The organism is Bordetella genomosp. 5, from assembly GCF_002261475.1.
Taxonomy (GTDB): domain Bacteria; phylum Pseudomonadota; class Gammaproteobacteria; order Burkholderiales; family Burkholderiaceae_B; genus Bordetella.
In genome coordinates this window covers 698,296-716,352 of the sequence record NZ_NEVN01000004.1, presented here as the reverse complement: position 1 = coordinate 716,352, position 18,057 = coordinate 698,296, and the positions used below count along the sequence as shown (strand labels likewise).

The window sequence follows — 18,057 nt, the reverse complement described above, 5'->3', positions numbered from 1 at the left end:
CGGCGCGCTGCTTCTGTCGGATCCCACACCATGACCACGACCACCGCTCTCATCGCCTTCGCGCTTGCCGCAGGCATCCTCACGATCACGCCTGGGCTGGACACGGCCCTCGTGCTGCGCACCAGCGCCATCGAGGGCGCACGCCGCGCACTGATGGCGGGCCTGGGCATCTGTGCCGGCTGCCTGGTGTGGGGCGCCGGCGCGGCGCTGGGTCTGGGCTCGCTGCTCGCCATGTCCACGCTGGCCTACGACATCCTGCGTATCGGCGCCGCGATCTATCTCTGCTATCTCGGCGCACGGCTGTTGTGGCGCACCCGGCAGGCCGCCCCGTCGGCATCGGCACGGACCCCGGCGGGCGAGCTGGCAATCGGTGAGCCCGCGGCCCCTGCCTCCCCCGTCGCCCACGACACCACGGCGATGGGCTGGTTTCTGCGGGGCTGCCTCACCAACGTGCTCAATCCCAAGGTAGGGGTGTTCTACATCACCTTTCTGCCGCAGTTCATCCCGCAGGGCGCCGATGTGCTGCAGTTCAGCCTGCTCCTGGCCGTGTTGCACGCGGCCATGGGCGTATTGTGGTTCGCCTTGCTGGTGGCCGCCACGCGTCCGGTGGCACGCTGGCTCGCCAGCCCGTCCGTGGCCCGCGGCCTCGATCGCCTCACGGGCGGCGTCTTCATCGCCTTCGGCCTGCGGCTGGCGCTCGAACGGCGCTGACGCGCCCCGCGGTGGTACAACGGCATGAGGCTGTCCTCCCGGAGACCCTCATGCCGCAGACCCTCGAAGTCGAATGGCGCGACGCTGTCGCGCGTGTCTGGCTCGCCCGCCCGGAATTGCGCAACGCGCTCGATCCGCGGCTCATCGCCGAGCTCACCGAAACCTTCATGACGCTCTCGCAGGACAACGCCGTGCGCGCCATCGTGCTGGGCGGCCGGGGCAAGGCCTTCTGCGCGGGCGCGGACCTGAACTGGATGCGCGCCAGCGCGCAGGCCGGCGAAGCCGAGAACCGCGACGACGCGCTGACGCTCGCCACGCTGCTGCAGACCATCGCCACCTGCCCCAAGCCCACCATCGCCCGCATTCACGGTCCGTGCATGGCCGGGGGCATGGGCCTGGCCGCGGCGTGCGACATCGCCATCGGCACGCCCGCGGCCCGTTTCGCCTTGAGCGAAGTTCGCCTGGGCCTCATCCCGGCCATGATCTCGCCCTACGTGCTGCGCGCCATCGGCGCGCGCGCGGCCAGCCGCTACTTTCTGACTGCCGAGGTCTTCGACAGCGAGACCGCGCGCCGGATCGGCTTGCTGCACGACTGGTGCGACGAAGACCAGCTCGACGTGCGTATCGAGCACCTGCTCGCGCAGTTCATGCAGGCGTCACCGGATGCGCTGGCGCAGACCAAGACGCTGATCCGCGAGGTGGCGGGCCGGCCGCTCGCGGCGGAATTGCTCGAAGACACGGCAACGCGCATCGCGCGCCAGCGCGCCAGTGCGGACGGCCGCGAAGGCATGGCGGCCTTCCTGGAAAAACGGCGCCCGAATTGGGCGCCGTCGCAGGATGAATGAAGCTCGGCGGCACTGAGCCCGCCGCCATTGGCGGGCAGGCGCAATGACGTCCGCCTAGTGCGTGTGCTCGTCGAGCACCAGATGGGCCAGGCCGCGCTCGGTGGCGACACCGATCTTGCGGCCGATGGGCAGCGTGGCCTTGGTGTCGATATGACCATACGGCAGGCCCGTGACGACCGGCACCTTGACCTCGCGGCGCAGCCACTTCACGACCTCGGGCATGTCGTAACCCTGGTCGTGCGGCGCGAGCCGATACTCGCTGAAGTGGCCCAGCACGATGGCCTTCTGGCGCGCCAGCACGCCCGCCTGATGCAACTGGATCAGCATGCGCTCGACGCGGTAGGGATGCTCGGCCACGTCTTCCAGGAACAGGATGCCACCGCGCACGCGCGGGAAATACGGCGTGCCCAGCAGCGCCACCAGGGTGGCGAGGTTGCCGCCCCACAGCACGCCGCGCGCATCGACCGGATCCGCGTCACGCGTCTCGAAGCTCAGGATCTCGAGTTCGCCGCGCATCAGTTCGCCGAACAGCGCGAGCGTCAGCTCGTCGGTTTTCTTCAGCCCGTAGTCGCGCACGGCCGTTACGCCGGAGTAGCTCTCGGCCCCGGTCTGCGCCAGCAGCGCCAGATTGAAGGCGGTGAAGTCGCTCATGCCGACGAAGCGCTTGCCGCTGTCGGCCATGGCTTTCCAGTCGATCTCCGGCAACAGGCGCGTCAGGCCGTAGCCGCCGCGGGTCGCCATCACGATCGGATGCTTTTGTTTGATCGCCCGCGCGAGACCCGCCAGGCGTTGTTTGTCGGTGCCGGCGAAGCGCTGGTGCTGCGCCAGGGCGGCGCGGTCGACCGCCGTCTTGAAGCCTTCTGCGGCCAGGCGCTCGCGCGCCAGCTCGAGCTCGGCGGCGTCGCGCACGGCCGACGAGGGCGAGACCAGATAGATGCCCGAGGAGGCGGCGTGGTCGTGGACGCAGTCCGGACCGCAGGCGTGAGCATGATCGTGCTCATGCGCATCGCCGTGCTCATGATCATCGTCATGGCCGTGCAGCGTGTCGTGCTCGTGACGGGTGGCCGGCTGCCGGGAGGCGGCGGCCTTGCTGGAGCGTTTGGATTTCTGGGTCATGCGCGGGGTTCCCGGGATACTTTCTGGCGGCGTTGACGGAAGAAATCGCGCAGCATCTCGCCGCAGGGTTCCGCCAGCACGCCGCCCACGATGGAGGTGTGATGGTTCAGTTGAGCGACCCCGCCGACGTTCAGCACGCTGCCACAGGCGCCGGTCTTGGGGTCGTGCGCGCCGTAGACGATGCGGTCGAGCCGGGCATGCAGCATGGCGCCGATGCACATCACGCAGGGCTCGAGCGTGACGTACAGCGTGAGCCCCGGCAGCCGGTAGTTGGCCAGCCGTGCCGCGGTGGCACGCAACGCCACCACTTCGGCGTGCGCGGTCGGGTCGTGATCGATGATGGTGCGATTGAAGCCGGTGCCCAGTACCTGGCCGCTGGCGTCGACCACCAGGGCCCCCACCGGCACCTCGCCGAGTGCCGCGGCCTCCTGCGCGAGCCCCAGCGCCTGGGCCATGAAGGCGGCGTCGCGCGCGGCCTGTTCGGCGTCGGCGGCGCTCACCTCGGGCTGCGCCACCGTGGCCGGGAGCAGATCCGACTCAGCCACCGTAGGCCCTCGACTTAAGCGAAAGATTGCCGGCCAGGCCCGTGAGCGCGGCCTCGAGCAGTTGGTAGAGCTCGGCTTCTTCGTCGTAGCGTGCGAAGTTCAGGTTGGACACCCGCCCCTGCTCCACGAAGCCCCAGGCCCGGCTGCGCTTGTCGCGGTGCTTCGGATCCCACACGCCGAAGGCGTAGCCATTGGCGCGCTTGATGAGCGAGAAGCACGGGATATCGGTATAGCCGTCGCCCACGAACACCATCTGGTCGAACGGCACGCGCAGGTGCTCCTGAGGCACCTTGCGGTTTACCTCGAAGGGCTTGTTGCGGAATTCCGGGCCGACCAGGCCTTTCTGAATGTGGAACAGGTAGCGCGTCTTGTCGGTAAAGCTCACGATCCGCCGGGGAAACGTGATGCCGCCGTCTTCGCCATAGACGAACTCCGATGCCCAGATGTCGGTGAACTCATGCGCGATCGGAGTGGAGCGCACGATATCGCCGATGCCGCTCGATATCAGATAGAACTCGAGCTGCACGCGCGGATGGCTGGCGCGCACCGCGGCCCGCAGCCGCGAAAACAGCGTCGTGACGCCCTCGTGCAGCGGCAGCCGCCGGCCCCAGTCCTGCAGGCGCTCGCGCGTGATGGGCCCGAGCGCGCCGCGCTGGCTGAGCTCGATCATCTTGTAGAGATAGGCCGGCACCGGATCCCAGTCGTCGCGCGTGAGCAGCGGATCGACCTCGTCTTTCCAGAACGACGCCGTATCGACGCCGATGCTGTCGAGAAAGCCGGTGGTGCTGTCCGGCGCGAGCGTATCGTCGAAATCGAATACCAGGGCGATGACGTCGGACATGGGGGAGCGCGGCGCGGCCGCGGAAAATCGAATCAGGCGTCATTTTGCCTGATTGCGCCGGGCGGCGCTGCCGGGCGGCGCGCAAGAAAAAACGGGTGGCGCGCGGCGAACCGCGTACCACCCGTCTGCCGTGAGGCTGGCGCGAGGGCTCAGCGCACCGGCATCGGCGCGGTGGCCGGCGCCGGCGCCGTCATCGGCGCGGCGGGCGCGGCCGGCGTGCCCGGCGTGGCGGCCGGCACCGGAATCACGGTCTCGCGCAGCATGCCGCCGCCCTTCACGCTGCCTTGCGTGTTGGTCGGCGCATTCATCTGCGTGATGCAGTCCTGGCGCTGGCCGGCCGGCAGATTGTCGCAACGGCGGGTCTGGTTGGTTTCGTAGGCAGGCTCGTTGAGCGTGCCACGGCCCGATTCCTGGCGGGCCGCACCGGCCTCGCGCAGGCAGGTGGCGCGGTCCTGGCCGCTCGTGCCGCTGTTGCAGCGGGCGACTTCGCGGTCATAGGCGCTTTGCGCCGGGCGCGGCGCGGTATTGGCGCTGGGGTCGGCGGCCTGGGCGGGCTGAACCATCCAGGTGGACGCCAGGGCCAGCGCGATCGCGCCGCCAGTGGTGCCCAGAATCGTGTACAGGCTGCTACGCATCGTGAACGGCTCCATGGTTTTCTCCTCTCGTGGCAGGGGTGACTGCCTCCCTTAGCAAGTTCCGGTCCCGGCCCGCGGCGCGGGTCCGGGCGCAGCCCTTGCGATCAAGATACGAAAAAGAGAAGACAGGCGGGCGACCGAATTGTTACAGCTCTGTCGAGTCGTATAGCGGGGCGCCCGCCCTGCCCGGTTCAGGGTTCCTGATGCGGTTCGTTCGGCCCGATTTCGGCCGAGCGGTTACGGTAGACGGCGGCGCGCATCAGCAGCATGCCCGTGACCGGCGAGGTCAGGATCAGCAGGATGACGATCACGACTTCGTGAAACACCGCGCGCGACGACAGATAGGAGAACACCAGCGCGGACGCGCCCAGCACGAAGCAGGCGCCCAGCGTGTTGCCCAGCGTGGGCGCGTGGATCCGGGCGTAGAAGTGGCCGAACCGCAACAGTCCGACCGCGCCCGTCAGCGCCAGGATGCCGCCCATGATGAGAAACAGGCTGGCCGGGACGGCGATCCACCAGGGGATTTCGGCTCCGATCATGGCTCGATCACCTCTCCGCGCAGCAGGAACTTGGCCAGCGCGGTCGAACCGACGAAGCCGAACAGCGCGATCAGCAGCGCGATGTCGAAATACACCCCGGTACCCGAGCGGATGCCGAATACCAGCATGATCAGCATGCCCTGGATATACATGGCATCCAGGCCGAGCACCCGGTCCTGGGCGGTCGGGCCCCGCACCACGCGCAGCGCCGCGCAGCCCATGGCAACGGCAAAGCACAGCAGCGCGAACGAGGCGGACCAGAAAAGCAGAACGTCCATTATTCGAATACCTCCTTGAGCGTGCGTTCGTAGCGGTTCTTGACCAGGTCGATCCACTCCTGCTCGTTCTGCAGGTCGAGCACGTGCAGGGTCATGTCGCCGCCCTCCGCGATGTCGACCAGCACGGTGCCGGGGGTGTAGGTCAGGATGCAGGCCAGGAACGCGAGGCCATGCGGATCGCGCATCTCGAGCGGAATGGTGATGAAGCCCGGCGCCATCTCGGCGCGCGGCACCCAGATGAGCTTGGCCACCGACCAGTTCGAATGCACGATGTCGACCACGACCTTGCAGAACAGGCCGGGCAACAACCAGAAGCGGCGCGGCTTGGCCCGCAACGGCCGCAGCCGGCTGGACGCCCAGCCGAGCCACAGCGCGAGCGCCAGACCCAGCAGCATCTGGCCCGCCGAGGCCGATTGGTTCAGCAGCAGCCACAGCACGAACATGCACAGCGGCAACAGCATTTTCAGGAAGGAGTCGCGCATCAGTTCACTCCTTCGAGGGGACGCACGGGCAGCTTGGACAGCACGGCGTCGATGTAGTGAGTGGGTTGATCCAGCGATTGCGCCGCTTGATCCAGATAGGCCGAAATCGGACCCGCGCCCGCGGCCAGCGCCACGCAGAGCAGGATCAGCACGGCCACCGGGCCGGCCTCGAGCACGCGCAGACGCGGCGTGCTGCGGTCGTCGGAGGCCCAGAACACACGGATACCGGTGCGCGAGAGCGCCATCAGACCGGCCAGGCCGGACAGCAGCACGGCCGCCACCAGCAGCCAGGCATCCATCGACGGCACCGCGGCCGAATCCGCCGCCGTCACGGCCGCCGACAGCAGCGAGAACTTGGCCACGAAGCCCGACAGCGGCGGCAGGCCCGTCACGAGCAGCGTGCAGGACACGAACGCCAGCCCCAGAAACGCCATCGCCGCGGGAATCGCCACGCCGACCACGTCGTCGGATTTGTTGGGCGTGGACGGGTCGTCGAGATCGAAGACGTCCATCGTGATGGCCAGCACGTTGGCCCCGAAGGTGCGGGTGCGCTCGATCAGCTCGATCAGCAGGAACAGCGCGCCGGTCGCGAGCACCGAGCTCACCAGATAGAACAGCGCCGGACCCGTGAGCGCGACGCCGGGCATGCCGAGCGCGGTCAGCAGCGTGCCGGCGGACACGATCACGCAGTAGCCGGCCAGCTTCTCGAGGCCCTGGGTCGACAGCAGGCCGATACCGCCGAACAGCAGCGTGGCCAGGCCGACCGCGAACATCCAGTCCAGGCTGAAGGCCGACGGCGCGCCCGTGGGCAGCAGCAGCGAGCCGATGCGCAGCAGCGAATAGATGCCGACCTTGGTCATGATCGAGAACATCGCGGCCACCGGCGCGCACGCCGAGCCGTAGCCGCGCACCAGCCAGAAGTTCAGCGGCCAGGCCCCGGCCTTGACCAGGAACGCCACCCCCAGGATCGCGCACCCCGCCTCGAACATGCTGCGGTCATTGCCCGCCAGCGTGCCGGCGCGCACGGCCAGATCGGCCATGTTGAGCGTGCCGGTCACGCCGTAGATCAGCGCGATGCTGATCAGCAGCAGGAACGACGCCACCAGATTCACGGCGATGTATTGCAGGCCCGCGCTGACGCGTGCCACGCCCGAGCCGTGCAGCATCAGGCCGTACGACGCGGCCAGCAGCACCTCGAAGAACACGAACAGGTTGAACAGGTCGCCGGTCAGGAAGGCGCCGTTCAGCCCCATCAGCAGGAACTGGAACAACGAATGAAAGTGCACCCCGGCGCGATCCCAGCGCGACAGCGAGTAGATCAGCGTGGCCAGGCCGAGCACGCCGGTGAGCGTGAGCATCACGGCCGCGAGACGGTCGACCACCAGCACGATGCCGAACGGCGCGGGCCAGTCGCCCGGCAGATAGACGCCGATGCCTTCGGGCCAGGCGCCGAGCGCGCCGCCCGCCATGGCCAGCAGCGCGATCGCGCTGCCCAGCTGGATCAGCGTGGATAAGACCGCGATGCCGGCGCGGACACGGCGACGCGTGTCGGCCAACAGCAGCATGATCGCGCCCGCGATCAGCGGGACGGCAATGGGGTAAATGGGAAGATGTTGCTGCCAATCAATCAAGATTCAGGCTCCCGGCCGTCGACGTGGTCGGTGCCCGTCAGCCCGCGCGAAGCGAGCAGCACCACGAGAAACAATGCGGTCGTTGCGAAACCGATCACGATGGCCGTCAGCACCAGGGCCTGCGGCAGCGGATCGGCGTAGAGGCTCGGATCGGCCGGCACGCCATTCTCGAGCACGGGCGGACGGCCCACGGTGAGCCGGCCCATGCTGAAGATGAAGAGGTTGACCGCATAAGAGAGCAACGACAGTCCCATGATGACCTGGAAGGTCCGGGGCCGCAGCAGCAGCCACACCCCGGATCCGGTCAGGACGCCGATCGCCAGCGCATATATCCATTCCATGTTCAAGCTCCTTCGGGCTGGGGTGCCGCGCCGCCCGCGGCGGGCAGGTCCACGGCAGCCTCGTCTTCGGCCTCGGCCTCGGCGGCCGCGCGGCGTTGTGCACGCAGCGATTGGTGAGCGAGCGCCACCAGCACCAGCACGGTCGCGCCCACCACCAGCATGTAGACGCCCAGATCGAACAGCAGCACGCTCGACAGATGCAGGTGACCGACCAGCGGCACATGCACGTCCCAGGCCAGCGCCGACAGGAACGGCCGCAGCGCGAACCACGACGACATCGCCGCGATCCCCGCCGCCGCCAGCCCCAGGCCGACCCAGTGCTGCGGGTTCAGGCGGCTGCGCGACTCGACCCAGTACACGCCGCCCACGATGTATTGCAGGATGATGGAGGTGGCCATGACCAGCCCGCCGACGAAGCCACCGCCCGGCAGGTTGTGACCACGCAGCAGCAGATAGACCGACACCAGCACCGCCACCGGCAGCAGCATGCGCACCAGCACGGCGGGCACGCGCATCTGGCCTTCGGGCAGCGGCGCCTTGATGTCGGGCGGCAGCAGCGCCGCGCGGCCATCCTGCTCGAGCTGCTGACGCGGCAGTTCCACGCTCTCCTGCGCCGGACGGAACCGCCGCAGCAGCGCGTAGACCGTGAGCGCCACGATGCCCAGCACGGTGATCTCGCCCAGCGTATCGAAGCCGCGGAAGTCCACCAGGATCACGTTCACCACGTTGGTGCCGCCGCCCTCGGGCAAGGCCTGCTCCAGGAAGAACGACGAGATCGTGTCGCCGATCGGACGCGTGAGCATCGCGTAGGTGATCGCGGTCAGGCTGACGCCGGCCACACCGGCGACCAGCAGGTCGCGCAGGCGGCGCGCCCGTGCCTTCAGGCCCGGACGGTCGTCATCGGTGCCGGCCAGCATCCGGCGCGGCAGCCAGCGCAGGCCCAGCAGCAACAGCACCACGGTCACGACCTCGACCGCCAGCTGCGTGAGCGCCAGGTCGGGCGCCGAAAACCACACGAAGGTCAGGCAGGTCATGAGACCGGCGCCGCCCGACAGCGTGAGCGCGGCCAGCCGGTGGTACTTGGCCTGGTAGGCCGCGCCCAGCGCGCAGCCGCCACCCACCAGCCAGAGAATGAGAAACACCGGGTCCGCGGGCGTGCGCGGACCGTCGCCCGAGAGCCAGCCGCCCACCCGCAGCGGCAGCCAGGCCACCGCGAGGGTTCCGATCACGATCACCAGCATCTGCACCTGCAGGCGCGACGAGGCCAGCACGCGGACCGCCCGGCTCGCCAGGACGGAGGCCGAGTCGACCAGATACTCGAAGCTGCGGCGGCCGTCGAAGCGATAGATGAACGGCACGCGGCCCGGGTGATTGCGCTGGTGCGCACGCAGCACCAGATAGAGGGCGATGCCCACCATCAGCGCGACGAAGCTCATCGCCAGCGGCAGATTGAAGCCGTGCCAGACGGCCAGGCTGTACTCTGGCATGCGCTCGCCCAGGATGCTCTGCGCCGCCAGGTGCAGGAACGGCCCGACGGTAAGGCCGGGAATGATGCCCACGATCAAACAGATCATGACCAGCAGACCGCTCGGGAACAGCATCCAGCGCGGCGGCTCGTGCGGCGCGCGCGGCAGGTCGGTGGCGGGCGGGCCGAAGAACACCTGCAGGATGAAGCGCAGGGAATAAGTCACCGAGAACGCGCCGGCCACGGTGGCCAGCAGCGGCAGGCCGATTTCGAGCGCGCGATCGCCCGAGATGAAGGTGGTTTCGGCGAAGAACATCTCTTTGGAGATGAAGCCGTTCATCAGCGGCACGCCCGCCATGGACGCGGCCGCCACCATGGCCAGCGTGGCCGTGATCGGCATCGCCTTGTACAGGCCCGACAGGCGGGTCATGTCGCGCGTGCCGGTTTCGTGGTCGACGATGCCGGCCGCCATGAAGAGCGAGGCCTTGAAGGTGGCATGGTTGACCATGTGGAAGATCGCGGCCACCAGGCCGAGCGTGCTGTTCAGGCCGAGCAGCAGCGTGATGAGGCCGAGATGGCTGATGGTGGAGTACGCCAGCACTCCTTTCATGTCACGCTGGAAAATGGCTGCGTAGGCGCCCAGGACCAGCGTGATCGCCCCGGCGCCGCCGATGACCCAGAACCACTCTTCGGTGCCCGCGAGCACCGGCCAGAAACGCGCCAGCAGAAACACCCCGGCCTTCACCATCGTGGCCGAGTGCAGATAGGCCGAGACCGGCGTGGGCGCCGCCATGGCGTTGGGCAGCCAGAACTGGAACGGAAACTGGGCGCTCTTGGTCAGGGCGCCCAGCGCCACCAGGGCAAGCACGGCGGGATACCAGGGATCCGCGCGGACCAGATCGCCCGAGGCCAGCACCCGATCCATGTCGTAGCTGCCGACGATATGGCCGAGGATCAGCACGCCGGCCAGCAGGCAGAGGCCGCCCGCGCCCGTGATGGTGAGCGCCATGCGGGCGCCGCGGCGGGCGTCGGCCCGGTGGTGCCAGTAGGCGATCAGCATGAACGAGGCCAGGCTGGTCATTTCCCAGAACATCACCAGCTGGATCAGGTTGCCGGAGAGCACCACGCCCAGCATCGCGGCCATGAAGGCCTGGAAGAAGGAGAAGAAACGCGGGACCGGGTCCTCGGGCGACATGTAGTAGCGCGCATACAGCACCACCAGCGTGCCCATGAGCGACACGATCAGCGAGAACAGCCAGGCGTAGCCGTCCATGCGCAGCGAGAACTGCAGGCCGAGCGCGGGGGCCCATTCGAAGTTCGCACGTACCACCTCGCCGGCCGCGATCTGGGGATACAGGCTGGCCACCAGGACGGTACAGACCAGCGCCGTGATGCCGGCCAGCCAGGATTCCGCATTGCGGGCGTTGGTTGGCAGCAAAGCGGCGCACAGACTGCCGATGAACGGCAGAGCGAGGATGAGAATCAGCGACATGGCGCTCCGGGGAAAATCCGGCTCCAGACGGCGTGGCGTGCACCGCGAGAGCATGAAGCCAGGGATGGCAGTCGGTAAATCCCTGGCACGAGACCACGCAACCGCCCACCGCCGGCCCCCGGCAGGGGCAGGCACCGCCCGCGGACGCGCCGCTGCGGCGACAGGATACGACAAGGGTTTCGGCGGAAAGCGCCAGGAATTCTTACGTGAAAAATATCAGATTCTTGTAAGTTGTGCACGGATAGCAGCCAATCGCTGCGGGATGCGCACCGATTCCCGCAAGAATCGAACAAGCGAATGACAGTGGATTGACAGCCCATTTCGGCACTCGGAATGTGTCAAATTCGCCCAACGTCGCTTTATTTCGCTCAGCTTACAAAAAGCTGGCCGGCGCAAGCGCGAAACCGGTGCCACCAGGCGGCAGATTGAGGGACGGAAAAGACCGGTTTTGCCGGCTTGATCGGGCTTTCGAATGCGGCCCGTCCGCGGCGTCGGACCGGTTCCCGGGCCAGCTTCCCCGGCCCCCGCGGCTCAGTATGGCGTCGCACCACCGCCGGGTCCATCCCGCCCTGTTTGTTGCGCTGCGGGTAGATACCCATATCGGGCACACCGCTTTTTCGCTGCAATGGCGCTCCCGCGACCTGCGGACCCGTGCCCCCGCGACCCGGCGGGCGCAACAACCCACGGCCAGCCGGCAGACAGACCGGACCCGTACCGAGGAGAGATGTCGAATGAAGTTGCCCAAGCTCAAGTTGCTGCTCGGCGCCGTCCTGGCGAGCACCTGCGTCATGGCTGGCGCCCAGGCCAAGTATCCCGACCGCCCGATCCGCCTCATCGTGCCGTTCGCGGCCGGCGGCACCACGGATATCGTGGCCCGGATCGTCGCCGAGGGCCTCGGCCGTGAGCTCGGCCAGGCCGTGGTGGTCGAAAACCGCGGTGGCGGCGGCGGCGCGATCGGCGCCGAAGCGCTCGCGCGCGCGAGCAACGACGGTTACACCCTGGGCATGGCCACGGTCAGCACCATGGCGACGAACCCGGCCACCAATCCGGCCACCCCGTACAACCCGCTCAAGGACTTCACGCCCATCATCAATCTGGTGAATGTGCCGAACGTGCTGACGGTCAATCCCAAGGTGCCCGCCGAGAACCTGCAGGCGTTCATCGCCCTGCTCAAGGCCAACCCGGGCAAATACAGCTACGCCTCGGCCGGCACCGGCGGCATCTCGCACCTGGATGGCGAGCTGTTCAAATCGCTCACCGGCACGGACATGATCCACGTGCCGTACCGCGGATCGGGCCCGGGCCTGAACGATACGATCGCCGGCCAGGTGAGCGCCCAGTTCGACAACCTGCCCTCTTCCATGCCGCACATCCAGGCCGGCAAGCTGCGCGCGCTGGCGGTGGCATCCACCGAACGCGTGAAGGGCGTGGACGCACCGACCTTCGCCGAGGCCGGCCTGCCCGCCATGAACAACATGGCCTGGTACGGTCTGGTGGCGCCGGCCGGTGTGCCCGCCGACGTGGTCGCCCGCGTGCACGACGCGGCGGTCAAGGCGCTCAAGGATCCCAAGACGGCCCAGCGTCTGATCGATGGCGGCTCGTTCATCGACGGCGGCAGCTCGCAGGAGTACGCGGCGCTCATCAAGCGCGAACTCGAACTGCGCCAGAAGATCGCGCGCGAGCAGAACATCAAGCTCACGCAGTAAATGAAACGGCGCGGGCCGCCTGCTGGCGGCCCGCGGCCATAAGCTTTCGACGGCGGCACGTCATGCAGACGCGCCGCCGTTTTGCTTGGCGGCGCTCAGGCGAGCTGGCGCTGCGGCACGCCCATGTCTTCCCAGGCACGGCCATGGCAGGTGAACAGCAGCACCTGGTGGCGCGTGGCCACGTCGAACAACGCGCGCTTCATCAGATCGCGGCGCGCATCGTCGGCGTGGACCAGCGCATCGTCGAGCACCAGCAGCGTGGGCCGGCCCGCCTCTCGCAGCAGATCGGCGTAGGCGAACCGCGCCAGCAGACCCAGCTGCTCGCGCGTGCCGAAGCTCAGGCTCGCGAGGTCTTCCTCGACCCCGCGGCTGAGCGCCACCGGTTGCAGGTGCGCGTCGAAGGCGAGGCGCGCGCCGGGCAGCAGCAGGCCCAGATAATGCTCGAGCCGCTGCGACAGCGGCGCGAGCAGGCGCTGCGTGGTCTGCTGGCGCGCCGACTGCAGCAGGCCCGCCAGCAGATCGAGCGCCTGGGCGCGTTCGCGCAACTCGTCGCGGCGGCGCGTCCAGCGCTCGCGCTCGGCGCGCGTGAGCGCGAGTTGCTCGCCCATGCCCTGGGCATTGGCCTGCTGCAGCCTGCCTTGCAGCTGCAGCAGCTCGGCCTGCCGTTCGGCATGCCGGTGCCGCGCCACTTCCGCCGAGCGGGTGAAACGCGCCAGATCCTGCTCCGCCACGTCGGGCCGCTCGGCCGCCAGCGTCTGCGCCTGCTGCGCGTGGTCGCGCTCCAGCGCCTCCTGCGCGGTGCGCGCGGCCAGCCACGCGTCGCCACGCGCCGCGCGCCGGGCGCTCTCTTCGGGCGCATCGAACGCTACACGGCGGGTGCGCAAGTCTTCGCCCAACATCTGTGCGCGCGCGGCGGCGGTGTCGTGCGCGGCCTGGGTCTGCCGAGCCTGTTGCGCCAGCTGCTGGTAGCGCTCCTGCGCCTGCGCGAGGGTGGCCGTGCCGGCCGGCGCGGCGGGCGCGGCCGCCGATTGTTGCGCGCGCAACGTGGCCAGTCGTTCCTGGTCGCGCGCGGCGGTCTGCTCCCGGCTCTGCAACTCGCGCCGCAGGGTGTCGAGCCCCTGCGGCGCGTGAATGGCCAGCGCCTTGTGCGCGTCGTTGAGGTCGCGCTCGGCCGCGGCGAGGCGCAGCCAGGCCTGCTCCGCCTGCGCGAGCGATTCGACGCCGAGCTCGCGCAGCAACTGCTGATGCGCTCCCTGCGCCTGCACCAGATCGCTGGCGAGGGCCTGCAGATCGCGCCCGCCCGGTTCGATGCGCAACCAGCCCACGCCCGGAATGTCGAGCCGCGCGGCCTCGGTGAGCAGCATGCTGCCCTCGCCGTCCAGCGGCTGCCCCTCGAGCCGGGCCCCGGGCGCCGAAAATGCATAGCTCAGCCGTGTCGCCACCGCTTGCTGCTGCACGCGCAAGGCATCGAGCGCCTGTTGCGCGCGGCGCAGCGCCTGCAAGCGCGGCTCCTCGAAACGAACCTGGCCCTCGCGGGCGGCGCTGGCCGCTTCGGCCGCGGCCTGAGCGGCCTCGGCCTGCGCCACCGCCTGGCGCAGCCGCGCGATATCCGCCTCGGCGTCGCGCACCCGCGCGGTCAGCGACGCCAGTTCCTGAGCGGCGGCCTCGGCCGCCGTGCGGGCCGCATGGTGCTCACGCGCGGCGGCCAGCTCCTGCTCGGCCTGCGCCAGCGCGGCGGCGGCCGTCTGCGCGTGTTGCGCCTGCTCGCTCGCCCGCTGCTGCTCACGGGCGAGCGTGTCGGCCAGCGCGGCGAGGGCCTGGGCGTCGTCCTGATCGCGTTGCACCTGGGCACGCGTCAGCGCGGCGGTCTCGCCCGCGCGCTGCGCATCGCTCTGCAGCCGCGCCACCTGTTCGCGCAGACGCGCCAGCGCTTCGAGCCGCTGGCGTGCCTGCATGGCCTGCGCCTCGTGACCTACCCACGGCGCCTCGCGCTCATCCCGCTCGTGCTCGCCACGCAGCCGCGTCAGGCGATCGACATCGGCCTCGAGCGCGGCCAGCGCGCGCGCCTGCTCGTCTTCCTGCTGGGCGAGGCGGGCGAGCTCGGCCTCGGCGTCGCGATAGGCGGCGCGCGGTTTGCCGCGCGCATCCAGCAACTCGGCGCGATCCGCCTGTACCTGCTCGTAGAGCCGGTCGCCGTCCTGGCTGGCGAGCTCGCCGCTGATGCCGGTGAGGGCATCGCGCAGATAGGTGTCCGCATGGCCGGCCGGGCCGGCCAGCAGCTGTCCTTCGCCCTGCTCGATCCACAGCAGCCCCGGGATGCCCGCATGTTCGGGTTTGCTCAGGCCTTTTTTCGGCAGGTCGAAACCCAGCAGGGTCGCCAGCACCTGCTCCGCGTCCTCGCCCTCGTGGCGCTGCCGGCCGCCGTCGATCAACAGCTCGCAGCGCGCCCTGGACAGGAAGTGCTTGCGCAGCAGGTAGTCATGGCCGTCGTGCTCGAAGGCAACCTCGACGGACGGACGCGCTCCGGCCACGCCGCGCGGCGCGAGGTGCGACACGGTCGACGTGCCATAGCGCTCGAGAAACGCCGCCCGCAGCGCCGCCGCATACGTGCTCTTGCCCGCCTCGTTGGCGCCGACGATGATGTTGAGCCCGGGTTCGAGCCCGTCGAGCTCGGCCGCGCCGTGAAACTTGCGGAACTCGGCCAGTGCGATGCGCGAGACCTTCATGCGGCCTCCCGCGCCAGGTTGCGCTGGTACTGCAGCAACAAGCGCAAGGCCGTACGCGCCACCGCGCCCTCGGCCGCTTCCGTCGCGTTGCCGGCCCGCGCCTGCATGGCTTGCAGACGCTCGGCCACCTCGGCCACATAGCCATCCAGGCGCAAGGCCGCGAGGTCGGCCTCGGCCGGCGCGATGGTCAGCGCGGCGGTGTCGATGTCGAGACTGCGGGCACGCGCCGCGGCCTGGCCCACGGCCTGCTGCAAGCCATCCCAGTCGGCGAGCGTGACGCTGCCACTGACCTCCAGCCGCAGCACGTCGTCGGCGCCGAGCTGCGCGAGCCGCACGGCCAGCGTTTCCAGATCGCTCGGCAGCGCCAGCGGCGTCTGCCATAACTGCCAGCGAAACCGGCCTATCGCGACGCGCTCGACCTGCGGCGCCTGCCCCGGCGCCGCGATGCGCACGTCGAGCACATGGCCCGGATCGTTGCCGCGAAAGCGGTCCTGCTCCGGTGTGCCGGCATACCAGGTGCGCGCATCGATCTCGAGGCACCCGTGCCAGTCGCCGAGCGCCAGATAATCGAGGCGGGCCCGCGCCGCGCGGTCGGGCGCGATCGGATTGGCGGCGTCGGCCGATTCGGGCAGGCGGCCGCTGACGCTGCCGTGGGCCAGACCCACGCGGGGCAGCCCGTCCGGCGTATCCAGATGATCGAAGGCCGCGCTCACGTCGTCATAGGTATGACGCTGCGTAAGCGGCGCGGCGAGCACGCTGAACGTGTCCAGCAGCACGGTCTGCGTGGTGAGCGGAATATGCACGTTGGCCGGCACGCAGTTCAGCTGGCGCGCACGCGACCAGACACTGTCGGCCAGCGCCGCATCGTGGTTGCCGGCGATCATGACCCACGGGCCATCGAAGGCGGCAAGCGCGTCGAACAGGCGGCGAATGGTGCGATCGGAGACCGCCTGGGTATCGAACACGTCGCCCGCGACCAGCACGGCGTCGACCCGGCGCTCGCGGGCCAGCGCCGCGATGCGCGCCACGGTTTCGATGCGCGCTTCCGCCAGCACGGCGGCGTCGTCGGACTCGAACTGACCGTAGACCCGGCCGATCTGCCAATCGGCGGTATGTAGAAAATGAGCCAAGGCGGACCTCAGAAGTACCCGGTTTGGTGCGATTGTGGCATAGGCGCACGCGGCGGCCGGCCTGCCCGGCTTTCGCCCGGGCCGGGGCTTGGCAAGGGAGGCGCGGAAGCGGCGCGCCGCAATGAAACAGCGCCCGCGGCCGGGAGGCGGCGGGCGCTGCGCGAGACGCTGCGGCGATCAGGCCGGACCGGCCACCAGCGCGCGCGGCGCGGCGCGCTCCTTGCCGTAACGCGAGAGCGCGAGGTCGTCGGCGCGGATGCCCGGCTGACGGCCCATCACGAGGTCGGCGGTGAGCTTGCCCGAGCCGCACGACATGGTCCAGCCCAGCGTGCCATGACCGGTATTGAGGATCAGATTGTCGTAGCGCGTGGCGCCCACGATCGGCGTGCTGTCGGGCGTCATGGGCCGCAGGCCGGTCCAGAACTCGGCACGGGCTACGTCGCCGGAATCGGGATAGAGATCGTTGACGACCAACTCGAGCGTGGCGCGGCGCGCGGGCTTGAGGCGCAGGTCGAAGCCGGAGATCTCGGCCATGCCGCCCACCCGGATCCGCTGATCGAAGCGCGTGACCGCGACCTTGTAGGTTTCGTCGAGCACGGTGGAGACCGGCGCGGCCGATTCGTCGGTGAGCGGAATCGTGAGCGAGTAGCCCTTGACCGGGTACACCGGCAGGTCGAGGCCGAGCGGCTCGAGAAAACCACGGCTGTAGCTGCCGAACGCCGTCACGTAGCAGTCCGCGGTGAGGACTTCGTCGTTGGCCAGACGCACGCCGGTGATGCGGTTCTTCTGGCGCAGCAGGCCCTTGACGGGCGTGTTGAAGCGGAACTGCACACCGAGCGAGCGGGCGATGTCGGCCAGCGCGAGCGTGAAGCGGCGGCAGTCACCGGTTTCGTCGTTGGGCAGGCGCAGGCCGCCGGCCAGCTTGTGCAGCGAGCGCGCCAGCGCCGGTTCGGCCACCGGCAGCCGGTTGGCGTCGAGCAGCTCGTAAGGCACACCCACTTCTTCGAGCACCGCGATGTCGCGTCGCGCCGCTTCCATCTGCTTTTCGGTACGGAACAACTGCAGCGTGCCTTGCGTGCGCTGCTCGTACTGGATACCGGTGTCGGCGCGCAGGCTGCGCAGGCAATCCCGGCTGTACTCGGCCAGGCGCAGCATGCGCTCTTTATTGACCGAGTAGCGGTCGGCCGAGCAGTTGGCCAGCATCGCAGCGAGCCAGCGCCACTGGAACAGGGTGCCATCGGGACGCAATGCAAGCGGCGCATGCTTCTGGAACAGCCACTTGAAGGCCTTCGTCGGGATGCCGGGCGCGGCCCAGGGCGTGGAGTAGCCCGGCGACACCTGACCCGCATTGGCATAACTGGTCTCGTCGGCCGGACCGCCCTGGCGGTCGATGACCGTGACGCTCGCCCCCTGGCGAGCCAGATAATAGGCGGTGGTGATGCCGATGACGCCGCTGCCCAGGACGATGACGTGCATGAGAGGTCTCGCTCGTTATTGCGTTTACGTGAATTCTTGTAGTCTAGGAGTCATATGCCAGGGAAAACCACTAAAATTGGCCCAGCCAACCCGATTTA

16 protein-coding genes are annotated in these 18,057 nt (G+C 69.1%); 3 read left to right on the top strand and 13 right to left on the bottom strand.

Annotated features, from left to right (window positions below):
- Positions 1-30: 30 nt before the first annotated feature.
- Positions 31-711 carry a LysE family translocator gene (locus CEK29_RS09755; protein ID WP_094857956.1) on the top strand — a complete coding sequence of 227 codons (681 nt, stop codon included), beginning with the start codon at positions 31-33 and terminating at the stop codon, positions 709-711.
- A 50-nt stretch (positions 712-761) separates the two neighbouring features.
- Entirely contained in the window at positions 762-1,556 is a 795-nt protein-coding gene (locus tag CEK29_RS09750) for an enoyl-CoA hydratase/isomerase family protein (RefSeq protein WP_094857955.1), read from the top strand.
- A gap of 54 nt (positions 1,557-1,610) precedes the next feature.
- Here CEK29_RS09750 and CEK29_RS09745 read toward each other — a convergent pair whose 3' ends face one another.
- From CEK29_RS09745 to CEK29_RS09700, 10 genes are all read right to left on the bottom strand, one after another.
- Positions 1,611-2,672 (bottom strand): LD-carboxypeptidase, encoded by a 1,062-nt coding sequence (locus tag CEK29_RS09745; RefSeq protein WP_094857954.1) that lies wholly within the window; start codon positions 2,670-2,672, stop codon positions 1,611-1,613.
- Positions 2,669-3,127: a tRNA adenosine(34) deaminase TadA gene (gene tadA / locus CEK29_RS09740; protein ID WP_440588317.1), complete on the bottom strand. Its 459-nt coding sequence runs from the start codon at positions 3,125-3,127 to the stop codon at positions 2,669-2,671. The genes CEK29_RS09745 and tadA overlap by 4 nt, the downstream gene beginning before the upstream one ends.
- Positions 3,128-3,209: 82 nt before the next feature.
- Entirely contained in the window at positions 3,210-4,058 is an 849-nt protein-coding gene (locus CEK29_RS09735; RefSeq protein WP_094857952.1) for a haloacid dehalogenase-like hydrolase, read from the bottom strand.
- A 149-nt stretch (positions 4,059-4,207) separates the two neighbouring features.
- Complete coding sequence (locus CEK29_RS09730; RefSeq protein WP_432759228.1) at positions 4,208-4,708, bottom strand: hypothetical protein; 501 nt, start codon at positions 4,706-4,708, stop codon at positions 4,208-4,210.
- 176 nt (positions 4,709-4,884) lie between these two features.
- Entirely contained in the window at positions 4,885-5,232 is a 348-nt protein-coding gene (gene mnhG, locus CEK29_RS09725) for a monovalent cation/H(+) antiporter subunit G (RefSeq protein ID WP_094799375.1), read from the bottom strand.
- Positions 5,229-5,510, bottom strand: a complete 282-nt coding sequence (locus tag CEK29_RS09720) for a K+/H+ antiporter subunit F (protein WP_170948428.1) — start codon at positions 5,508-5,510, stop codon at positions 5,229-5,231. The genes mnhG and CEK29_RS09720 overlap by 4 nt, the downstream gene beginning before the upstream one ends.
- Positions 5,510-5,995 carry a Na+/H+ antiporter subunit E gene (locus CEK29_RS09715; protein ID WP_249278995.1) on the bottom strand — a complete coding sequence of 162 codons (486 nt, stop codon included), beginning with the start codon at positions 5,993-5,995 and terminating at the stop codon, positions 5,510-5,512. The genes CEK29_RS09720 and CEK29_RS09715 overlap by 1 nt, the downstream gene beginning before the upstream one ends.
- On the bottom strand, positions 5,992-7,623 hold the full coding sequence (locus CEK29_RS09710) for a monovalent cation/H+ antiporter subunit D (protein ID WP_094857951.1): 1,632 nt from the start codon (positions 7,621-7,623) through the stop codon (positions 5,992-5,994). The genes CEK29_RS09715 and CEK29_RS09710 overlap by 4 nt, the downstream gene beginning before the upstream one ends.
- Positions 7,620-7,964 (bottom strand): Na+/H+ antiporter subunit C, encoded by a 345-nt coding sequence (locus tag CEK29_RS09705; RefSeq protein ID WP_094799372.1) that lies wholly within the window; start codon positions 7,962-7,964, stop codon positions 7,620-7,622. Before CEK29_RS09705 ends, CEK29_RS09710 begins: the two co-directional genes overlap by 4 nt.
- Before the next feature lie 2 nt (positions 7,965-7,966).
- A complete protein-coding gene (locus CEK29_RS09700; RefSeq protein ID WP_094799371.1) occupies positions 7,967-10,921 on the bottom strand; it encodes a monovalent cation/H+ antiporter subunit A in 2,955 nt (984 codons plus the stop codon).
- A 788-nt stretch (positions 10,922-11,709) separates the two neighbouring features.
- Here CEK29_RS09700 and CEK29_RS09695 point away from each other — a divergent pair.
- The gene (locus CEK29_RS09695; RefSeq protein ID WP_255176121.1) at positions 11,710-12,627 is read left to right on the top strand and encodes a tripartite tricarboxylate transporter substrate binding protein BugE; all 918 of its coding nucleotides are present in this window, start codon (positions 11,710-11,712) and stop codon (positions 12,625-12,627) included.
- A 95-nt stretch (positions 12,628-12,722) separates the two neighbouring features.
- On the opposite strand, the gene CEK29_RS09690 is transcribed toward CEK29_RS09695, so the two are convergent.
- The 3 genes from CEK29_RS09690 to CEK29_RS09680 form a co-directional block, all read right to left on the bottom strand.
- Positions 12,723-15,353, bottom strand: a complete 2,631-nt coding sequence (locus CEK29_RS09690; RefSeq protein ID WP_094857949.1) for an AAA family ATPase — start codon at positions 15,351-15,353, stop codon at positions 12,723-12,725.
- Positions 15,350-16,483 (bottom strand): metallophosphoesterase family protein, encoded by a 1,134-nt coding sequence (locus CEK29_RS09685; protein WP_094857948.1) that lies wholly within the window; start codon positions 16,481-16,483, stop codon positions 15,350-15,352. The genes CEK29_RS09690 and CEK29_RS09685 overlap by 4 nt, the downstream gene beginning before the upstream one ends.
- Before the next feature lie 177 nt (positions 16,484-16,660).
- Positions 16,661-17,959, bottom strand: coding sequence for a D-amino acid dehydrogenase (locus CEK29_RS09680; RefSeq protein ID WP_094857947.1), 1,299 nt, complete (start codon positions 17,957-17,959; stop codon positions 16,661-16,663).
- Between the last annotated feature and the right edge of the window lie 98 nt (positions 17,960-18,057).